Raw genomic sequence first — 19325 nt, forward strand, 5'->3', positions numbered from 1 at the left:
GTGGTGCATACGGACAGCGCGCGTCCCGGGAGCGAGACCGGCCCCGGCGCGGACGGGGACAGGCGCTCTCAACTGGTGAACGCCGCCGTCGACTACGTCGCGGCACACGGCTTCGCGGATCTGAGCCTGCGCGGTCTCGGCGCCGCGATCGGTGTCAGTCACCGCATGCTGATCCACTACTTCGGTTCCAAGGAGCAGTTGCTCGTCGAGATCGTCCGGGCGTCGGAGCGACGCCAGCGTGATCTGCTGTCCCGGCTCCGCCTGGAACCCGCCCTCTCGCCCTCCGACACCGCGAGGCTGCTCTGGCGCGGGCTGACGGACCCTCGGCTGGCCGGTCAGGAACGGCTCTTCTTCGAAATCTGCGGGCACGCGCTGCGGGGCCGCCCCGAGGCCGCCCCCATCCTCGAAGGACTCGTGGACGACTGGCTGGATCCGCTCGTGGCCGCCGAGGTCGCCGCGGGTGCGGACCCCGCCGTGGCCCGGAACCGCGCCAGGCTGGGGCTCGCCACCGTCCGCGGTCTGCTGCTCGACCTGCTCGCCACCGATGACCGCGCCGGCGTCGACGCGGCGATGGAGGAGTTCCTCCGGCTGTACTACCGCTCGGAGTGAGGATCGCGTGCCGCTCGTGCTCCTGTGCGGGGGAACGACGCCATGCGCGCATCGTGCGGACGTACATCCGCGTCACCTCCGCTCCACGACCGCGGGTGCCTCGGCGGACCGGAGCAGCGTGACCTCCTCGGTCCGGGGCGGAGAGCCGAAGGCGGCCTCCGGTATCTCGTCCCGGTGCAGACTGCGCAGATCGCGCAGCAGCGTCTCGACCGACGGCCTCAGATCCAGCCTCGGCAGGTCGTCCATCCGTACGAAGTACGGTTCGCGGCCCTGCTCGCACGCCTGCGGCCTGCCGTTGATCTCCTCGTCGGGCATCAGGACGATCTCGACGACGTGGCGCCCGGTCCTCGGATCGTGGGCGTCCATGACGAACGCGCAGTGCAGCGCGTTCAGGACCAGGCCGGTCTCCTCGCGCAGCTCTCGGCGCGCGCAGGCGATCAGGCCCTCATCCGCCCGGGTGTGACCGCCGGGCAGCTTCCACACGGGGGAACCGTTCTCGACGCTGCGGACCAGCAGCACGCTCTCGCCACGGAAGACGGCGACGGAGCAACGGGTCTCCATGGGCTGTACATGATCACTTCGCGGCATGGCGCACCCCTGTCGTCCTGTGTGCCGTCAACGGCACACATCCGGAACAGAGGCCATCAGCGGCACGATCCGCGGTTTCGGCGAGCCTCATCGCCTGTGCATTCCATCGTCCCGTGGTCCCGGGCCATCGGCAAGCTGCCGACTTCCGGCGAAGCGCCATCGGATGGTCACCGGGCCGGGCCCGGCGACGAGGGCGGCTTCGCCCCGGACATCGACCGCCCCGAGGACGTGCTTGCCCTTCCGGTGGCGGCGATAGAGGACGCCGGCTGCACCCCCGGCCGGGACGGCGTCGCCATCGCCCTCGACCCGGCCGCGAGCGAATCCCGGGAGAACGGGCGCTACCTGGTGGCGGGCGAGGAACTCGCCTCCGACCGGCTCATCGACCGCTACGCGGAAATGATCAACCGCTTCCCGGTATGGAGCATCGAGGACGGTCTCGCCGAGGACGACTGGGAGGGCTGGATCCGCCTCACCGAACGACTCGGCGACCGCGCCCAGTTGATGGGCGACGACATCCTCGTCACCGACCCCGCCGTCACCACCCGGGCCGTCACCCGCAAGGTCGGCAACTCCGCGCTGAGAACAAGGCGCGGGTCCTCACCGACCCGGCCGGGCATCCCTTCTGCATCGTCCCGCGCTGATTGGCGCGCGGCAGCCGCGGACGCGACGGCATCCCCGCCTGCCACAGCCGTCGCCGTACCCGCACGAGACCGGAGACTCGAGAACCTGCCTGCACATGACCGGCCCCGGTCGCGCACGCCTGGTGTTCCGAGCCGGGCGGAACGGGACTGCCCGCACATCGCGGGGACAGGACGTGCGCGCCGATGACAACGGTCTCACGAGGCGGCCGCCGAGGGCCTGTTATCTTTACGTGACTTCACCACGGAACTCTCAGTCATGCTTTGGCCTCTACTGCGGTGGAGCCCATGAGGGTGAAGCGCACGACTGCCCTCCGGGCTCTTCGGTCCGATCTGCGGCCGAACGGGCCGACCTGAAGCTGAGGACGCGCATGGCACACACCGGCCGGGACGAGTGACCCCGCTGTCCGCCCGACGCGGGGACGTTCGCAAGGCCCCGGGGCGGGCAGGCCGTGCCGACGCGTGGCGGCGGACGGGCAATGACCACTGCACGGGCACTGTCGGCGCTCGCGACCGGCCCGGACTTCATGGCTGGACGGAATGACGCAACACAACTTATTCGGTTTATTCGGCTCACTCAGCTCATTCGGCAGGACGAAGCGGGCCGGGCGGGGGGTGTCGGCCCGAGGGACAGGACGTCGCAGGCAGGCGAGGCGTTCGCGCGGCCGCCTGCCGCGCAGACCGGACTACCCGCGCGCGGGCCGGAGCGGCTGGCGGCGTTGGGTGCCGTCGTGGCGGCTGGTCCTGGGCTCGTGCCTGACGTTCGTCGCGACACTGGTGACGGTGGTGGGGATCGCCTACGCGCGCACGGACATCCCCAAGGACCTCAACTCGTTCGCCACCCAGCAGGACACCGTCTACTACTGGGCCGACGGGACGCCCATGGCCCGGACCGGCTGGGTGCGCCGCCAGGAAATGCCCCTGTCGAAGATCCCCGACCACGTGCGATGGGCCGTACTCGCGGCGGAGAACGCCGATTTCTACTCCGACCACGGCATATCGGTGCAGGGGATCACCCGTGCGTTGTGGCGTACTGCCAGTGACGGTGACACCCAGGGCGGGTCCACCATCACCCAGCAGTACGTCAAGAACGTCTACCTGTCACAGGACCAGTCCTTCTCCCGGAAGTTCACCGAGATGCTGCTGGCGGTCAAGCTGGACCGGCAGGTGAGCAAGGACAAGATCCTTGAGGAGTATCTGAACACCAGCTGGTTCGGCCGCGGCACCTACGGTCTCCAGCGTGCCGCGCAGGCGTACTACGGCAAGGAGGTCACCCAACTCAACGCCAGCGAGGGTGCGTTCATCGCGTCACTGCTCAAAGGGGCCTCGCTCTACGATCCCGCCATCAACCCCCGTAATCGCGAACGGGCCGTGGAACGGTGGCGGTGGACCCTGGACCGCATGGTGGAGATCGGCAGGTTGAGCCGGGCGGAGCGCGCCAAGTACACCACCTTTCCCGAACCGAAGCCGCCGCACAGGCCCAACAGCACGGGTGGGCAGAACGGTTACCTCGTCCAGCTCGCCGAGTCGTACACCAAGCGGGCCGGTCACATCTCCGACGCGCGCTTCGACCTCGGCGGCTATCAGATCTACACGACGTTCGAGAAACCGCGGATGACCGCGCTGACCCGGTCCGTGAACGAGGCGCGAGGCACGCTCGATCCCGAGGGACGCGCGGCCGACCGGCATGTCCGGTTCGGGGCCGCGTCCGTCGCCCCGGACGGCCGCATCCTCGCCGTGTACGGCGGTCCGGACTTCGAGCGTCAGGCCTTCAACGAATCCAACACGAGCACCGTTCCGGCCGGCTCGGCGTTCACACCGTTCGTCTACGCCGCCGGTCTGCAGCACGGAATCACGCGCGAGCGCGACGGCCCGCGGTCCGCCATCACCCCGTCGGCCCTGTACGACGGCGACGACGGCATCCCGGTCACGACTCCCGAAGGCCCCTACTGGGACCGCAACGGGAAAATGGTCAAGGGCAACAACGACGGCGACCGCTCCTACGGCCCCATCAGCCTGCACGACGCCATGGCCAAGTCCGTGAACTCCCCCTTCCTCCAGCTCGGCATGGACACGGGCCTGAAGCAGGTCCGGAGCACCGCGGAGGCATCGGGGCTGCTCCCGTCGAGCTTCGGTCCGCCCGTTCCGGCGTTCGCGATGGGCAACTCGATGCCCAGCGCCATCCGCATGGCCGACGCGTACGGGACGTTCGCGGCGCACGGCATGCACACGGACCCGTACTCGGTCAGCAGGGCCACGCGCAACGGCGCGCCGGTCCGGCTCGACCTGCCGCAGGCGAAGCGCGCCGTCCGTGCCACCGTTGCCGACGAGGTGACGGCCGCGCTCACCCGGCCCGGCAAAGGCGGTGAGGCCCCGTCCACCCCGGTGACCGCCAAGACCGGAACCACCGAGGACGACACCGCGCGCTGGTACGTCGGGTACAACCCGGCGGCCGCCACCGCCGTCGTCGTCTACCGAATGGACCTGAACCGGAGCCTCGCACCGCTGCCGCTCAAGGGGCTCGGCGGCGCCTCCGCGGTCAAACGGGACTTCCCGGCCGAGATCTGGAACACGTACACGAAGGCCATGACGAAATGACAAGAGCCGGAGCGAAGCCCGTGTCCCGCCGCAAGAAGATCCGTCTCACCCCCCGTGTCGCCCTGGGACTCGCGGTATGTCTCGTGGCGGCGGGTTCCGCGGCGGTCGTCGTCCCGTCGCTGTCCGACGACGCCGCTGACAGCCGGACGCCGGAGCGGGACACGCATACCGTCGCCGCGCCGAAGCCGACCAGCCGGGACAGCCTCGCCTCGAAGGACGCGTCGGACGAGGAGTGGGACGGCAAGGTCAAGATCCTGGGGGACGGCTCCACGTCCTACACCGGACCGCAGCCGGGCCGGCTGAAGGCGAAGCGCCTGAAGCCCGGCGAACGACCGCCCCAGTTCGTGGTGTTCTCATGGGACGGTGCGCTTGAGGGCGACGACCACATGTTCTCGCGCTTCCGCCGTGTGGCGAAGGAGAGCAACGCGCACATGACGTTCTTCCTCACCGGTATCTATCTGCTCCCGAAGGAGAAGAGGAACCTCTACCGGCCGCCCCAGCACAAGGCCGGGGACGCCGCGATCTCGTACCCGACGCGCGAGCACATACGCACGACGCTGGAGCAGCTCGGAGACGCCTGGCGGGAGGGCAACGAGATCGGGTCCCATTTCAACGGCCACTTCTGCGACAAGAAGGGCGGCGGGGACTGGAGCAAGGGCGAATGGACCAGCGAGATAGACCAGTTCTACTCCTTCGTCCAGAACTGGAAGACGAACACGGGCTTCAAGGACCTCGATCCGCTGCCGTTCGATCCCACCCGTGAGGTCGTCGGCGGGCGTGCCCCCTGTCTGGAGGGCCAGAAGACCCTGCTGCCCGGGCTCACGGACTTCGGCTGGCGTTACGACGCGAGTTCCCCGGGGGACTTCCAGATCTGGCCGTCGAAGAAGAACGGAATCTGGGACCTGCCACTGCAGATGCTGCCGTTCCCCGGCAAGGACTTCCAGGTGCTGTCCATGGACTTCAACTTCCTCTACAACCAGTCGGACGGCGACACCGAGGGCGATCCCTCGAAGCGCGAGGCATGGCGCAAGGAGACACGGGACGCGTACATCGCGGGCTTCGAGCGCGTGTTCCACGGGAGCCGTGCGCCGATGTTCATCGGGAACCACTTCGAGGACTGGAACGGCGGGATCTACATGGACGCCGTCGAGGACACGATGCGCGAGGTCTGCCCCCGCAAGGAGGTCCGCTGCGTGTCCTTCCGCGAGCTGACCGACTGGCTCGACGCGCAGGACCCCGAGGTCCTCGCCCAATGGCGGACACTCGACCCCGGCCAGCCCGCGAACTGGAAGCAGTAGAAGAGGGCCGTGGCACCGGACGGCGGGGCTCCGCCCGGTGCCACGGACGCTCACGACGACGGACACTCACGACGACGGGCGCCTCGATCAGGACGTCAGGGTGACCCGCCGACCGGCGCCGCCCGTCTCGACACACTCCTGATACGGATTCAGCGGACCCTGCCGTTCCCCACAGCTCCAGACGGATCCTGCGGCGCGGACGGTGGCGTCCCCGCCGCCGCTGTTCCAGGTCCGTGTGTAGGCGCTCGCGACCTGAAGTGCTGCGGCGCAGTCCCTGGTGCGGGCCGTCCCCACCGTGAGCCCCGAGGTGCCGTCGGTGCCGCAGATGACTCCGGCTGCCTCGCTCGTGTTCTCGCCGACGGCGCTCGCCGCGGATGCCGTCAGGGCCAGGACGGCGATGCCGATCGTTCCCACGACTGCGGTCCTCATCGACGCGTTCATCCTCTTGATCTCCTTGTGAACGTCATGCGGGCATGGCCCGTCCGCCCGTGCTCGCTCCAGCGAGAACCGTTCGCGCTCCAGCGAAGAGACGTGACTTCCCGGTCACACGGTTGGGGTTGTGTCCTCGACCCACCACCGTCCCCGAGGGGTGCCGAGGCCGCCATTCAAACAGGTCGCCGGTGGTTTCCCGGGCTTCGTACCGGTGGTTTCCCGGGCTTCGTGCCGGTGAGCTTTTCGGCGTCGCCGCTCCGGGGTGGGGAGGGCTGCGGCGATGGACCATTCCCGATTCGGGATGCACCGGGCCCCGCGGAAGATCGGCCACGAGGTTTCCGCAGGGCTCCAGCGCCGACGACCTTTCGTGGAAGGACGCCGGTGCCGGCAGGAATCGGCCGGTCGAGTCCCGAGACGTAGACGGTGATGTCAGGCGCGGTCGCGGCCAGAGGTGGTGGCGGGTTCTCGACAAGGTAGGCGTAGGAGGCGTCTTCGATGATGAGCGGGCCGTGCTGTCGAGCGATCTCGATCAGGCGGGTTCGATCGGTTGCAGGCATGACCCAGCCCAGAGGGTTGTGCAAGGTGGGCATGGCGCAGATCCCGCGCACGGGGCGGGTCGCGCACAGCTCTTCGAGGGTACGAAGGCGGGAAAGGCGCGCACGAGCGCGTCACGGCCGACCGCTGCCCACCCGCCGGGAAAACGACGCCGATGCCACCCCAGGATCTGCCCGCCCACGGCAGGCTCCCGCTGGACGTCCTGACGGGGGATCCCGCCCTGTTCCGCGAGGGGCCTCAAGCGTTTCCGCCGTGCTCCCGCGTCGCGATCCGGGCCAGCTTCGTCAGCATCATTCCGTTGCGGACCGCGACGATGTAGTCGACGGGGAGTCCATGCATCCGGGTGCCGGGCCCCCGGAGCGGGTGCCAGTCCAGGACGAAGAGGGTGTTCTCGCCCCAGGGGATCAAGTTCATGGCGATGCGGGCAGCGCCGAAAGGATGTGCCTTCGCTTCCAGTTCGAGGCGGCGTCGTGGCTCGCAGATGCGGACGACGCAGATGTCGTCGAGGGTCAGGGGACCGGCACCGACCCGGACTTTCAGGCGGGCGCCCACCTCCGGCCAGTGCGGGTCCGCGGCGAGGACCCGCTGGGTACCTGTCACCCATTCCCCGTAGCGGTGGCTGTCGGACAGCAGACCCCAGACCTCGGACGGCGAGCTCAGGATCAGACGGCAGTTCCGGGCCACGCCGATCACGCTCCTTCTGGAGGACGAGGGACAGGAGAGACGCTCCCGGTCGTGGCTTCTCCGGGACAGGACCGTCCGGTGGGGTCTCCAGCCTCGTACCGACCGCACCACCCGCACAATTCCACAGGCCCATCCGGGGCCGGAGGCCCGGCTGATCGGCTCTCCCGCCACGGGAGACCCGAAAGTGGTACGCATGCACGTCGGCGACGACACGCGGCCGACGACTGGCCGCGGCGGGTGGAAGCGGCGGGTGGAAGCGGCGGCTGCGGAGGGGAGCGCCCCGGACTCGCCTGCGGCCGACCCCGTCGTCGCGGCCGTCGTCGCGGCCTGGATTCCCGCACAGGTGCCGGAGCGGGAACGCTCAGGCCATCGCGGGCCGCCGTGGCGACTCGTGCAGCCGGCCGGTACGGGCCAGCGCGCACACCGCCCCGGCGCAGGCGGCCCCGGTCAGCGTCAGGGCGGCCCACACCAGCCACAGCGCGTGGTGTCGCGCGGCGTAGTCCCACAGGGCGCCGGTGGCCAGGTTGCCCAGGGTGATGCCGAGCCCGGAGACCGTGTTGTAGAGGCCGTAGTGGGTGGCGACGAGGCGGTTGCCGGACAGGGAGACGACGGTGTCCATCTCGAAGGGGTAGACGACCGCGCCACCGGCAGCCAGGGTGATCACCGCGATCGCCAGCGCGACCAGCGTCAGACCGGCCGGAACGGTCCGGCCGCTCGCCGCGACCAGGGCGAGCGGCACGAACGCCAGGCCCATCAGGGCCAGCCCGCGCATGAGTGCCTGGTCGCCGCTGAAGCGTGCCCGCGCCCAGCCGGTCAGCCGCAACTGCCCGGCCACGGCCACCGCCGCGGAGAGGACGAACAGCAGGCTGGTGGCCTTCGTGCCCGCCGGTCCGAACGCCTGCCCGGCGGCCAGCGGGAGCGCGAGATAGATCTGGAAGGTCAGCACGTACGAGCCGATCATCGCGAGGGAGAAGAGCAGGAACGGCCGGTTGGCCACGACCGTGCGCCACTGTGCCAGCACTCCGCTCCGGCCCCCCGCCCGCTCGGCGGCCCGGCGGGCGGGCAGGGCCCGGCCCTGCAGGACGGTCAGGACGGCGAAGATGCCCGCCGCCACCAGGCACACCAGGCGGAAGTCGGCGGCCAGCAGTGCAAGTCCGACCAGTGGTCCGGACAGCATTCCGGCCTGGTAGTAGACGTTGAACGCCGCGAACGCCTCCACCCGCCGCTCTCCGGCCCCGGCGGCCAGATACGCCCGCACGGCCGGGTTGAACAGGGCACCGGCGAACCCGGTGGCCGCCGAGGCGATGACCAGGACGGGCAGGCTGTCCACGACGCCCAGCAGGGCGAATCCCGCGGTCCGCAGCAGGCATCCGGCCATGATCGGCGCCTTGTAGCCGTAGCGGTCGGCGATCGTGCCGCCGATGAGGAACATGCCCTGCTGGGAGAAGTTGCGCACGCCCAGGACCAGGCCCACCGCCCACGCGGCCAGGCCGAGCTCACCGGCGAGGTGGGCGGCGAGGTAGGGCATCAGCATGTAGAAGGCGAGGTTGATGGCGAACTGATTGGCCATCAGCAGCCGTACCGCGGGAGGAAAGCTCCGCGTCGAGGTCCACAGGGTCTTCACCGGGCCGCTCCCACCAGGTGTGCGCCACCCGCGGACGGTCCCGCTTCGGCGGGGACGGGGTTCAGGACGGTTGCGCACCTCGTCCACCGGGTGACGGCCCGCTCCCCGGGATGGGCGATCTCGTCGGGCGCGGCGGCGGGCTCTCCGCCCAGGAGCCGGTGTTCCCGGCACCACGCGTCGTCGAAGACGGTGCCGGCGTATCGGTGCGGGCCGTCGGGGAACACGGCCGCGATCCGGGCCTCGGCCGGGAGGGTCGCGGCGAGGTGCCGGGCGACGAGGGCCACCGCTCCCACGCTCCATCCGCCGGTGGCGTACCGGGAGCGGGCCAGCGCCCGCGCCGCCCACACCGCCTCGCCTGCCGCGACCCAGTGCACCTCGTCGAACAGGGTGTAGTCGACGTTGCGCGGGTGGATGCTGCTGCCCAGTCCCCGCATGAGCCGTGGCGCGGCCTCCTGCCCGAAGATGGTGGACCCGCAGGTGTCGACGGCGACCACCTTCAGCGCGGGGAAGCAGCCGCGCAGGACCGAGGCCACCCCTGCGGAATGACCCCCGGTGCCCACACTGACCACCAGGGCGTCGATCCGCCCCAGCTGGGCGACGAGTTCGCGGGCGAGGCCCCCGTAGGCGGTCACGTTGTCGGGGTTGTGGTACTGGTCCGGGCACCACGTGTCCGGGTGTGCCGACAGGAGTTCGCCGACGCGGTCGCGGCGGGCCTGCTGCCAGCCCCCGACCGGATGCGGCTCCGTGACGGTCTGCACATCGGCGCCGTAGGCGGTGAGCAGCCCCGAGACCAGGGGTTCCATCCCGGGGTCGGTGACCACGGTGACCGGGTGTCCGTAGACGATCCCGGCCAGGGCCAGGCCCAGGCCGAGTGTGCCGGAGGTGGATTCCACGATCCGCGCGCCGGTCGGCAGATCGCCGCGTTCCCTGGCGCGCTCCACCATGAACAGGGCGGTGCGGTCCTTGATTCCGCCGGGATTGTGGCCTTCGAGCTTGGCCCAGAAACCGCGTCCGGTCTCCGTGAAGGGATCACTGACCCACAGCACCGGCGTGTCACCGACCAGGGAGGCCGGGGTGTGGGCCCGGCGGGCGGCGCCGCTCTGCGGCTGTGCCGACGCGGGGGCGGAGAAGAGCGGGGAAGAGAGCATGAGAGTGGAGTTCATCGCACGGGTCTCCTGTCCGACCGCCACCGTGCCCGCTCGGGGCAGGACGGGGCACGTCGGGATGTTCGGGGGGACAAAACCGTCGGGGAGGCGCCGTCGCCGTCGCCCGTCCTCACGGGCGCGACCGGCGGCACGGTCCGCTCAGGTCCGCCACACCCCCAGCACGGCGCGTGTCCGGCCGTGCTCCGCACACCCTTCACCGCTGTTGACCCGGCACGGAGCCCGGCTCCCGACGGACGGCGGCCGGACGGCGTCGGGCACGAGGAGATCGCCACCGAGCGCGGGGGGCGGGAGCAGCGCCGCCCGAGGACCGGCGGTCGCGGGTTCGTCCGCCGCGCATTCGACGCCGATGTCGTGATCGCACGGTGCCGAAATGCCCGCCGCGGCAGGACGCGGGTGCGAGAAGGGAACTGCCGCGACGACCGGCAGTGAATCGGCTCGTGGCAGCCCGGCGGGTTGTGCGCCGTGGGCGCAGCCGATCAGGTGCAGCAGGCCGGCCAGCACCATGGCCGGCATCAGCCACCACGGCACAGGCCGGGGTACGCGAAGACCCGCCCGCATCAGCACGGCACACAGCGTATTCGATCAATTACGTGAAGTGCTCACCGGTGGGTGGCGGGAGACCCGGTGTCGGACGGGGGCGGAACACCGGGTCCGGCCTCCGTCGGCGGAAGCCGCGTCCGGTGATCGCTCAGCCGATCGGGTCCCCAGGTCCCGGTCCCGGCCGAGTCCTGATGGTCGCTCGGCCGGTAAACGTGTCGCGTGCTGTCGCCGGCGCCGGGATACTGCGTCGGTGATCCGTGCCGCACCGCCCCAACCGCTTCGCCCTCGTGCCCTGGCACCCGGGGACCTCGTCGTCATCGCCTCGCTGTCCGGCCCGCTCGATGTCGATCGCGTGCCCGCACTCGAACGGTCGGTGGCCGTGCTCCGGCGGTTGGGGTTCCGTGTGCGTCGGGCGCCGTTGCTCGAAGCGGGGCGGCACCACTGGTGGAGCGCGGCCCCGCCGGCGGAGATCGCCGCGGAGTTCAATGGCCTTCTCCGTGATCCTGAGGTGCGCGCGATCATCGCCCATGACGGCGGCCAGACGGTGCTCGGCTACCTCGACCTGATCGACGTCGACGCGATCACTGCCGACCCCAAGCCGGTCCTCGGCTACAGCGACATCTCACTGCTGCATCTGGTGCTGTACGGGCGTACGGGTCTGGTCGGGTTCCATGCCGACCTGGCCACGCCCGGACTCGGCGGGGCGTGGCAGGCCGCGCCCGCGGCGCGCAGAGCGGAACTCGAGAAGCTCTACTCGACGCTGCTGACCGGTACGGAGGCGATCGGCGCGCTGCCCGCCGGCCCGTCGTGGGAGTGCTGGCGTGCCGGTCGTACCGAAGGGCGGTTGATCGGCGGGGTACTCAATCGCATCGTGCGGGCGCAGGCGACACGTTTCGCGCTGCCGCTCGAATCGTTCGACGGCGCGGTGCTGTTCTGGGAGGAGATGGGCGGCCGGGCGTCGTGGGTGTGGAGCGATCTGCAGGTGCTGCGGCACTGCGGCATCCTCGACCGGATCTCCGGCATGGTCGTGGGCGTTCCGTGCGGAATCGGCGGGCTCGGGACGTCGGGCGCGTCCCCGAACCTCCCCGAGATCGTCCTCGACGTCCTCGGCGACCGTGACATCCCTGTCCTGGGCAACGTCGAGTTCGGACATGCCGGCCCGAATCTGCCGATGCCGGTCGGCATCCGCGTCGGCCTGGATGCGCGGCGGCGGACGTTGTCGCTGCTCGAACCTGCGGTACGGCCGCTCATGATGGCGGGACCGGGCGGCTGAGCGACGCCGACGCGCGGGCACGTTCGTCGCGCCGAACGGTCCACCGGCGGCGGCCGGGTCCCGCCCGCGGGCGCCAACAGCGTCACCGTGCCCGCTCAGCCCACCGGGGTGCCCTGGTGAAAGTACATGCGCCAGCCCGTTTCCGACCTGCGCCACAGGGAACTCCGTCGGGCCCGGCGCCCCTTGTTGTCGGCGAAGTACGTCAGGTGGACGATGCCCGGGGCAAGTACGACCCCCTGACATGTCGCTGACCTCGACCGGAGACTCCGGGTCCACTGAACCGGCACTCGTCACGGTGAGAATCGAGGTGGCGTCCCAGCGCCTGCCGGACGCGCCGATCTCGGTGAACTCGGGGTCGAGAAGCTGTGAGACCAGGTCCGGAGAGGCACGGACATCAGGGTCGAGGAGCCGCAGTTCCGCCTCGATCGCCGCTTCGACGTCCCGTTCGTCCTCGTTCGCCATGCACGGATCGTACCGGCGGCCCTCCATCCCGTCGCGGCGATTGAGCGGGCGCCGTACGGGGCCGGCCGGCGCCCGCCCGCGACGGTCACGTCACGCTCCTCGCGCGTCGGCCCGCCGGCGCAACTCCACTACCTGCTCGACCACCTCGCGGACTTCGGCGACCTCGTCGTCGTCGACCGTCCCGAAGCCGAAGTTCGACTCGCTGTTCCTCTGTTTCTCCAGCGTTTCGTACGCTTCGGTGTGATGCTCCAGGAGAACGTCGAGCAGCGAATCCCCGCACCGGGTCACCGGCCCCCCGGGCCGCACCCCTCGCTTGATCTCGAACACGGCGGCCCGCCCCTCGGAGAGTTCGCCCAGCCGGTAGCAGATCGTGCTTCCTCCACGCCGCTCCCTCAGGCCGAGGAGGCGCACGAGCGGTACGAGGTCGGCATCGGCGTCGAAGAGCTGCCGTTCCGACTCGTCCGTGCGGCGGGGGATCTCCGACGGCCCACCGCGTTCCGGTGGTGTCGCGAGCTCCCACGGCTGGTTCATGAACTCCAGGAACAGATCGGTGTCATCACGATCCGATTCCGCGAGCACGAAGAATTCTTGCGGAAATTTCACGCCATAGCACTCGGACATCACTTGTGGGGGGCGAAGACCTCTTCGATAGCAGCCGAGCGCCAGGGCCGCCATGGACGAGTAGTCCGCGCGCGAGGCCTGCCGCCTCAGATTGTCCAGCGATTCACTACTCGCTCCGTTCTCTCTCATCCGACCTGGACTCCTTCATGATGTCGCGAAGCAGGATGTGCAGTTCACGCCACGTCTTCTTGAGGTCGTCGGCCGTCATGGCCCCGACGATCTTCTCCGCCACCTCCCGGGCCCTGGCGATCTCGTTCTCGACACCCGGGCGGAGCTCGGCGAAGTCCGCCACTCCGGCTTTCAGGAGCCGCATTTGCCCGGCGACCGGCGGTGCCTCGCCGTCGAGCTCCGGATCGTCGGCGAGGAGCATCACCACGTTCTCGATCGTGGCGAAGATCTTCTCCGCCAGCAGTTGCTGGTCCCTCGACTTCATACCCGGGTTGGCGATCCTGAACTCACGAGCCAGATTGAGCGAACTGGTCATGGTCTGGGACTGGACGATGAGCGCGTACATCGGATGGCGCCGCCGGTCGTCGTCGGTCGTGTCCTCGAAGACCTCCCCGCGTGCGTGCGCGCGTACGTCCTCGGGACGGACGGTCAGCCCTCGGTCGGGGCTGTCCGGGACGGGGCTCGTGACGATGGCGGCATCGGGCTCGTAGGCCACCGGCAGCGGCCCGGCCCCCTCGCGGTACTTGCCGATGTTGTCGCGGGCCTTGCGGCCCTCGCCCTTGCCGACGCCGTACAGCGAGCCCTGTCGGCGTGCGAGGCCCGCGAGGAGTTTCGCGTTCTGGAAGACGCCGTCCTTCAACGAACTGTCGAACGCCTTGATGAGGGTGTTGGGCTCCGGCGGGTAGAGCATCTGCGGAAACAGTTCGGCGATCGCCGAACGAGCCGCTCTGTCCAGGGTATTGGCGAGTGAGGTGAGTTGCTGGGTCCTCGAACCCGCCAATTCGCCCCAGTCGAACCCTTCGAAGGTGTAGCCGCCGATGGTGAGCATGGGTTCCTGTGTCATCGCGCGAAGAATCGTGTCGTATGCCGCGAGCACGCCCATACCGTTCCTCGCGGTGATCCCGCCGTCCGCGTCCTGACCGGCGATGTGCACGCGATCGTGGATCTCCGAGAGGATGGACACCGCCTTTTCGGTGTACGGCGACCCCATGACCTGCTCACGGAACAGGCCGTAGGGGATCTTGTTCCCGTCACGCCAATTGCTCTCCTGCCGGCGGGCGATCTCCTTCTCCTCGGGAGACAGCCGGTGATACGCCTTGCGGACATCGACGATGGAGACACGCTTGCCTCCCGTCGCCCGCTTCCAGTGGGGTGTCCAGGCGAATCCGAAGGCGGCCATTCTCAGCTGGGAGGGGTGGGCGATGCTCTGCACGGCCTGCCGGATGTCGTCGCGGTAATCACCGTCGGCCGCTCGCGGGTCCAGCCGGACGAACTCGTTGACACCGATGACGACGGCGGTGGAGGCCGCCGCGACGTGCTGTCGGGCCGATCCGTCCCATGCCTGGCCGAGATAGCGGGCGGCCATGTCGCTCCCGACCTCCTGCGGGCGCGCGGCCATATTGATCACGTAGCCGTTGAACCGGTCCTCTCCCCGCATGGGAAGCCGGACCTTGCGCAGGTGGTCGCGGACCTGACCGACCCTGACGATCGGAGTGTCGGCCGTCGCGTCCCCGATCTTGTAGGGAAAGGGATCGCCGGAGACCTCCACCTCCTCACGCTTCTGCTGCTTGTTGGGGGTGACACTGACGACCGTGCGCATTTTCCTGTCCTTCTCCACACCGGAGTAGGACTCGGTCGACACCCTGAACCTCAACCCGTGCACCTTGCCGTTCAACCTCTCCTGCTGCTGCCGTTCGAGCGACGCCCCGAGCCGGACCTTGTGCTGATAGCCGGCCCTCAGGTCCCCTTCGCCCTCGGCGCCGTTGCCACTGCCCCTCAGTTCACCGAACACCTCGTCGATGAGGGACTTGTTGAAGGAACTGTGGTTCTGGGCGCCGAACCAGCTCTCTCCGCCGTCCCCCTTGGCGATCCAGCCGCTCCCCCGCCGCGCGGTCGCCGATCTGCCCCCGGCCGACGCGCGAGCCATGACCCGCCAGCTCGTTCCCGATTCGGCGATCGACAACGTGACCCGTACGCCGGGAGGGGCGGGCTTCAGTGCACCGAGCGCGCCCTCCGCCTCCGCACGAGGAACGACCTGGGTCTCGGCGCGTCCGCTGACGACTCGCCACCCCTGCTGAGCCGCCTTGCGCGCCGCGCTCCGCACGTCCGTGGTATCGCGCGAACCGCTCGTACGACCGTCCCCGGAGTGATTTCCTTTTCCCTTTCCGTCCCTCTTGCCCTTCCCCTTTCCTTTTTCCTTGAGTTTCCTCAGGAGAGATTTTGCCTTTCTGGCGATGAGGTTCACGATTTTGTCGATGGCGCGGTTGACGGGGCGGGATACGGCGTGGAAGACGGATTTGACTTTGTTGGCGAGTCCGCTGATGCCGAGGAGGGAGGCGAGGAAGCCGATGAGGAGGGGGACGCTGGCGGCGAGGGCGGTTTCGATGAGTTGGGGGACGCCGGCGGTGCCGCCGTTGGCGATGGCGATGACGGCGTCGAGGACGGCGTTGACGAATTCGATGATCTGGGCGCCCTGGTTCACGATGAACATGACGATGTCGATGATTCCCTTGACCGCGCGGACGAAGGCGGAGGCGGGGTTGAGGAGGGAGATGATCCAGGTGATTCCGGCGATGATGACGGTGGGGATCAGGTAGCCGGTGAGTTTTTGCAGGATGGTTGATTTGAGGTCGCCGGTTTCGGCCCCGATTTCCTTGACGGCGCCCGCGGGGCCCTCGGCGGCGAGTTTCTTCGCGACGGGGACGGACTGTTCGACGGCGGTGAGGGCCTGGTCGGGGACGCCCTTGCGGGTGATGCGGGTACGGATGTTGGCCCAGCTCAGGCCGAGGAGGGCGCCGATGAGCTGGATGATGCCCTTGAGGTCGAACTTCTGCGGGAGTTCGAGTCCGGCTTTGACGGCGGTGCCCAGGAGCCAGGAGACGACGCCGGTCCTGAGGTGGTCGGCGACGTTGGTGATGAAGAGACTGAGTCCGGCGCCGACGGCACGCACGAGGTTTCCGAGGAACCCGGTGGGGTCCTTGATGATCTTCATGATCGCGGAGGCGGCCTTGGCGAGGATGCCCAGGAGGAGGTTCTTGAGTTCGTTGATCGTCTTGATGACGCCGACGACCGCGTCCTTCGCCTTGTCGATCAGGCCCTTGTTGGCTTCCTGAAGTTTCTTGATCTCCTCGTCGATCTTGTTGAGGGCGGCGGTGTATTTCGTCGCGAGGTCCTGGACGAGCTGGTCGGACTTCTCGTCGACGGTGGATTCGAGGTCGTCGAATCTGCCCGCGAAGTCCTTGGCGGCGTCCTGGCCGAACCGGCGGAGGTCGGCGGGGAGTCTGTCGGTCTCGGCCTTCAGCTCGGTGCGTCCCTTGGCGATGCGGGCCTTCGCGCGGCCGAGTTCGGTGCCGATGATGTCGGCGACGGTGGAGATGACCGTCCGCATGCGGGAGACGTAGAGCGTGCGGGCCTGCTGGTAGAGGTTGTTGGCCTCGTCGGGCAGGCCGGCGAACTTGTCCTTGACCCAGCGGGCCTTTCCCGTCAGGCCTGAGTAGCGTTTGTCCTTGTAGGCCTTCATGCGGCGTCGGTGGTCGGCGGTGAACGCGTCCCGGGCGGCTTTCTCCCCGGTGGTGAACGCGGCGTCGACCTTTCCGTCCAGGCCGGTCAGGGTGTTCTCGACGTCCTTCTTCGTGGCGTCGTAGACCTTCTGGAGCTTCGCGGTGACCTCGGCGCGCTTCTTCTCGTCGCGTGTCTTCGTCTCGCCCTTGCCGCTGTCGACGTGCTTCCCGGCCGCGGCACGGGTGGCGGTCAGGGTGTTCAGGGCCTGGGTGCCGGCTGCGGCGGCGCCGGCTTTCGCGGTGTCCAGTTGCGCGTTCTCGGCGGTCCTGCCCCTGCCGGGGGCCTTCGCGGAGTCCGCCTCGGCGGTCTTCTTCGCGGACAGGGCCTGGTCGAAGGCGGGTTCGTTGCCCTTGGCGAGTTGTTCCTCGGTGACGTCGGCGTCGGCGAGGGCCTGGTTGTTGGCGGCGGGGCCCTGGGAGAAGTCGGTGACCTGGGCGGGCTGCCTGTCGGGGACGGCGTCGGCGGCCAGGGGGGCGCCGGGGTTGGGCGGTGGCTGGTCGGGGACCATCGGGGTGACGCGTCTGTCCTTGGCCGCGGAGGTGTCCGGTGGGGCCTTGGTGGCGGTGTCGATGTCCTTGGCGGACTTCTCCCTGCCGTCGGTGACCTGGCCGTCGACCTCGCCCTTGATCCTGTCGGCCTTGCCCGACTTGGAGAACGTGTCGGCATCGTTGAGGTTCTTGGGGGCCTGGGCGTCGATGGCCTTGTCCACCGCGTCGATGAAGGCCTGTCTGTCGAACTCGCCGGGCCTGGCCGCGTTCATCTTCTCGGCGTTGGCGGCCTTGCCCTGGGCCTCCTTGTCGTCGGGGGGCGCGACGGCGGCGTCCTGGGCGGACTTCGACTCGGTGGAGGCGGGGGCGTGGACGGCCACGCGGGTCTTCTTCGCCGCGACATCGGCCTTCACCCTGCGGAACCCGGGGGCCCGGTCGGGAGAGGGTCTGACGGGAGCGGTGTAGCGCTGGGCGACCAGACGGGACACCGCCGCGTTCCCGGCCGCGCCCTGGAGACGTTGCAGACCCCGCAAGGTCGCGGCCGATGCGGCGGCCCCGCCGACCCCCGTGGACACGGCGCTCGCGGCACTCGCGGTGGTGGGGGAGGCGGCCGGACGGTCCCCCTGCGGGCGCTGCGGAACCGGAGCGGGGGCCGTCGTACGCGACACCGGCGTACCCGAGTGAGCGGTCCCGGTCCGGCGGGCAGCACCGGGACCGTTCTCCGGAACCGCCTTCATCCAACCTCCCGGCCCACCACTCCCCGGACAGCCGACACCCGACGGGCATGGAGCCCCGCCACCGCCTCAGGGTGCCCGCGGAGCCCCGGACACGCAGGGAACGGGGGTGCAGGAACGGGGGCAAGGAAGGTGCCCCAAAAGCCACTGCCGAACTACGTGCGAGGGGAACGATCAAGCGGATGCCTCACATCCGGGCGCGGCCCACGCCCGCTCCCTACGGCGCGTCCGGCTCCTCGAACCGGTACAGACCGGACACCGGAACCTTGATCGGCTCCTGCGTGGTCCGCGCGATCACGACGACCACGGGCTCGTCCGGGTCCGGATTCTCCTCACGGTGCGGGACGAACGGGGGGACGAGCAGGAAGTCGCCGGGACCGGCGGAGATCCGCACTTCCTGCTCGCCGTCGTGGTAGACGAACACGGGGTGTCCGCTGACCACGTAGATCCCCGATTCCGAATCGCCGTGGTGATGGTTGTCCGTCGCGCTCAACGGCGGGTTCTCGACAAGCCCCATCCAGAGCTTCTTCGAGCCGACGGTGCCGCCGCTGAGAGCGGCGTACCCGTCCAGCTCGCCGACTCGTACGTGGTGCACCCGGTTGCCCGCCGGCCTGCTGTCACCGGTGCTCAGCGCGGATCCAACACCTTCGTGGGTGGTCATCGTGTGGCCTCCTGGTTGTTGTCGACGACCTTCGGTCGGACACCAGGCTGTGACCGCTGCGTCCGAAGCGACAACTGCTGTTGCCGTAACGGCAAAGGACACGTGTTCGCATCGAGCCGTGGACGCCGTCGCGGCGTCAGAACGTGAACCGAGGCCGCACGCGCCATGTACCAGTTCAGCTGTTCCCGGGGCGCGGAGCAACCGCGTCGGGGACCGGCTCTCCCCCTCACGACCCTGCCGGGGCCGCGGCATGCGATCCGCCCGTTCCCCCCGGGCGCTCGCCGTCGCTCCCGGCACGGCGGCCGTCTCACGGCTTCCGGATACACCCGATCGGGTGAGTCAGCCCTGTCGGCGGAAGTCCAGCGTGCAGAAAACCCTGTCGTAGCGGCGTTCACCGACGGCGACGAAGTCGGGCAGACGCCCGTACTCGTCGACCCACCCCAACGCGGCACCCCCACCGACCGGGTCCGCCAGAAACCGGTGAGCCGACCCGGCGGACCGGGCTCCCCGTTCGGGGGCCGAGGTCAGCTCGGCGGCGTCGAGGACGGTGGGCTCGATGGCCGTGTCGGTGGTCGTGGCCGGATTCATGGCCGGCGGCCTACCGGGGCCGTGCCGTGGTCCCCGG

At 69.5% G+C, this 19325-nt stretch carries 15 protein-coding genes, 1 pseudogene and 1 riboswitch; of the genes and pseudogenes, 5 read left to right on the forward strand and 11 right to left on the reverse strand.

Annotated elements, in window-relative coordinates:
• Nucleotides 1-609 (forward strand): TetR/AcrR family transcriptional regulator, encoded by a 609-nt coding sequence (locus ACF1CT_RS35540; RefSeq protein WP_391788154.1) that lies wholly within the window; start codon nucleotides 1-3, stop codon nucleotides 607-609.
• Between the two features lie 72 nt (nucleotides 610-681).
• Here ACF1CT_RS35540 and ACF1CT_RS35545 read toward each other — a convergent pair whose 3' ends face one another.
• The gene (locus ACF1CT_RS35545; RefSeq protein WP_391788155.1) at nucleotides 682-1170 is read right to left on the reverse strand and encodes an NUDIX hydrolase; all 489 of its coding nucleotides are present in this window, start codon (nucleotides 1168-1170) and stop codon (nucleotides 682-684) included.
• A gap of 67 nt (nucleotides 1171-1237) precedes the next feature.
• Nucleotides 1238-1301, reverse strand: a riboswitch (Fluoride riboswitch).
• Between ACF1CT_RS35545 and ACF1CT_RS35550 the strand changes: the two genes are divergently transcribed.
• The 3 genes from ACF1CT_RS35550 to ACF1CT_RS35560 all read left to right on the forward strand — a co-directional run bounded on the left by ACF1CT_RS35550 (nucleotide 1294) and on the right by ACF1CT_RS35560 (nucleotide 5731).
• The gene (locus ACF1CT_RS35550; RefSeq protein WP_391788156.1) at nucleotides 1294-2025 is read left to right on the forward strand and encodes a hypothetical protein; all 732 of its coding nucleotides are present in this window, start codon (nucleotides 1294-1296) and stop codon (nucleotides 2023-2025) included. It overlaps the preceding riboswitch by 8 nt.
• A 350-nt stretch (nucleotides 2026-2375) precedes the next feature.
• Nucleotides 2376-4433 carry a transglycosylase domain-containing protein gene (locus tag ACF1CT_RS35555; protein ID WP_391788157.1) on the forward strand — a complete coding sequence of 686 codons (2058 nt, stop codon included), beginning with the start codon at nucleotides 2376-2378 and terminating at the stop codon, nucleotides 4431-4433.
• Nucleotides 4430-5731 carry a hypothetical protein gene (locus ACF1CT_RS35560; RefSeq protein ID WP_391788158.1) on the forward strand — a complete coding sequence of 434 codons (1302 nt, stop codon included), beginning with the start codon at nucleotides 4430-4432 and terminating at the stop codon, nucleotides 5729-5731. Before ACF1CT_RS35555 ends, ACF1CT_RS35560 begins: the two co-directional genes overlap by 4 nt.
• Before the next feature lie 87 nt (nucleotides 5732-5818).
• On the opposite strand, the gene ACF1CT_RS35565 is transcribed toward ACF1CT_RS35560, so the two are convergent.
• From ACF1CT_RS35565 to ACF1CT_RS35585, 5 genes are all read right to left on the reverse strand, one after another.
• A complete protein-coding gene (locus ACF1CT_RS35565) occupies nucleotides 5819-6160 on the reverse strand; it encodes a hypothetical protein (protein ID WP_391788159.1) in 342 nt (113 codons plus the stop codon).
• 795 nt (nucleotides 6161-6955) lie between these two features.
• On the reverse strand, nucleotides 6956-7402 hold the full coding sequence (locus ACF1CT_RS35570; protein ID WP_391788160.1) for an SRPBCC family protein: 447 nt from the start codon (nucleotides 7400-7402) through the stop codon (nucleotides 6956-6958).
• Between the two features lie 361 nt (nucleotides 7403-7763).
• Complete coding sequence (locus ACF1CT_RS35575) at nucleotides 7764-9026, reverse strand: MFS transporter (protein WP_391788161.1); 1263 nt, start codon at nucleotides 9024-9026, stop codon at nucleotides 7764-7766.
• Nucleotides 9023-10189, reverse strand: coding sequence for a PLP-dependent cysteine synthase family protein (locus tag ACF1CT_RS35580; protein WP_391788162.1), 1167 nt, complete (start codon nucleotides 10187-10189; stop codon nucleotides 9023-9025). Before ACF1CT_RS35580 ends, ACF1CT_RS35575 begins: the two co-directional genes overlap by 4 nt.
• 141 nt (nucleotides 10190-10330) lie before the next feature.
• The gene (locus ACF1CT_RS35585) at nucleotides 10331-10756 is read right to left on the reverse strand and encodes a hypothetical protein (RefSeq protein WP_391788163.1); all 426 of its coding nucleotides are present in this window, start codon (nucleotides 10754-10756) and stop codon (nucleotides 10331-10333) included.
• Nucleotides 10757-10982: 226 nt separating this feature from the next.
• On the opposite strand from ACF1CT_RS35585, the gene ACF1CT_RS35590 reads away from it, so the two are divergent.
• Nucleotides 10983-12005 carry an LD-carboxypeptidase gene (locus tag ACF1CT_RS35590; protein WP_391788164.1) on the forward strand — a complete coding sequence of 341 codons (1023 nt, stop codon included), beginning with the start codon at nucleotides 10983-10985 and terminating at the stop codon, nucleotides 12003-12005.
• A 95-nt stretch (nucleotides 12006-12100) separates the two neighbouring features.
• Here the strand turns inward: ACF1CT_RS35590 and ACF1CT_RS35595 are convergent.
• From ACF1CT_RS35595 to ACF1CT_RS35615, 5 genes and pseudogenes are all read right to left on the reverse strand, one after another.
• Nucleotides 12101-12467: pseudogene (locus ACF1CT_RS35595) on the reverse strand (DUF4440 domain-containing protein).
• Between the two features lie 90 nt (nucleotides 12468-12557).
• Nucleotides 12558-13217, reverse strand: coding sequence for a hypothetical protein (locus ACF1CT_RS35600; RefSeq protein ID WP_391788165.1), 660 nt, complete (start codon nucleotides 13215-13217; stop codon nucleotides 12558-12560).
• A complete protein-coding gene (locus tag ACF1CT_RS35605) occupies nucleotides 13195-17973 on the reverse strand; it encodes a hypothetical protein (protein WP_391788166.1) in 4779 nt (1592 codons plus the stop codon). The genes ACF1CT_RS35600 and ACF1CT_RS35605 overlap by 23 nt, the downstream gene beginning before the upstream one ends.
• A 283-nt stretch (nucleotides 17974-18256) precedes the next feature.
• A complete protein-coding gene (locus ACF1CT_RS35610; RefSeq protein ID WP_391788167.1) occupies nucleotides 18257-18700 on the reverse strand; it encodes a cupin domain-containing protein in 444 nt (147 codons plus the stop codon).
• Nucleotides 18701-19039: 339 nt separating this feature from the next.
• The gene (locus tag ACF1CT_RS35615) at nucleotides 19040-19288 is read right to left on the reverse strand and encodes a hypothetical protein (RefSeq protein ID WP_391788168.1); all 249 of its coding nucleotides are present in this window, start codon (nucleotides 19286-19288) and stop codon (nucleotides 19040-19042) included.
• Nucleotides 19289-19325 lie beyond the last annotated feature (37 nt).

Origin of the sequence: Streptomyces sp. NPDC014734 (assembly GCF_043083325.1) — a bacterium.
Taxonomy (GTDB): domain Bacteria; phylum Actinomycetota; class Actinomycetes; order Streptomycetales; family Streptomycetaceae; genus Streptomyces.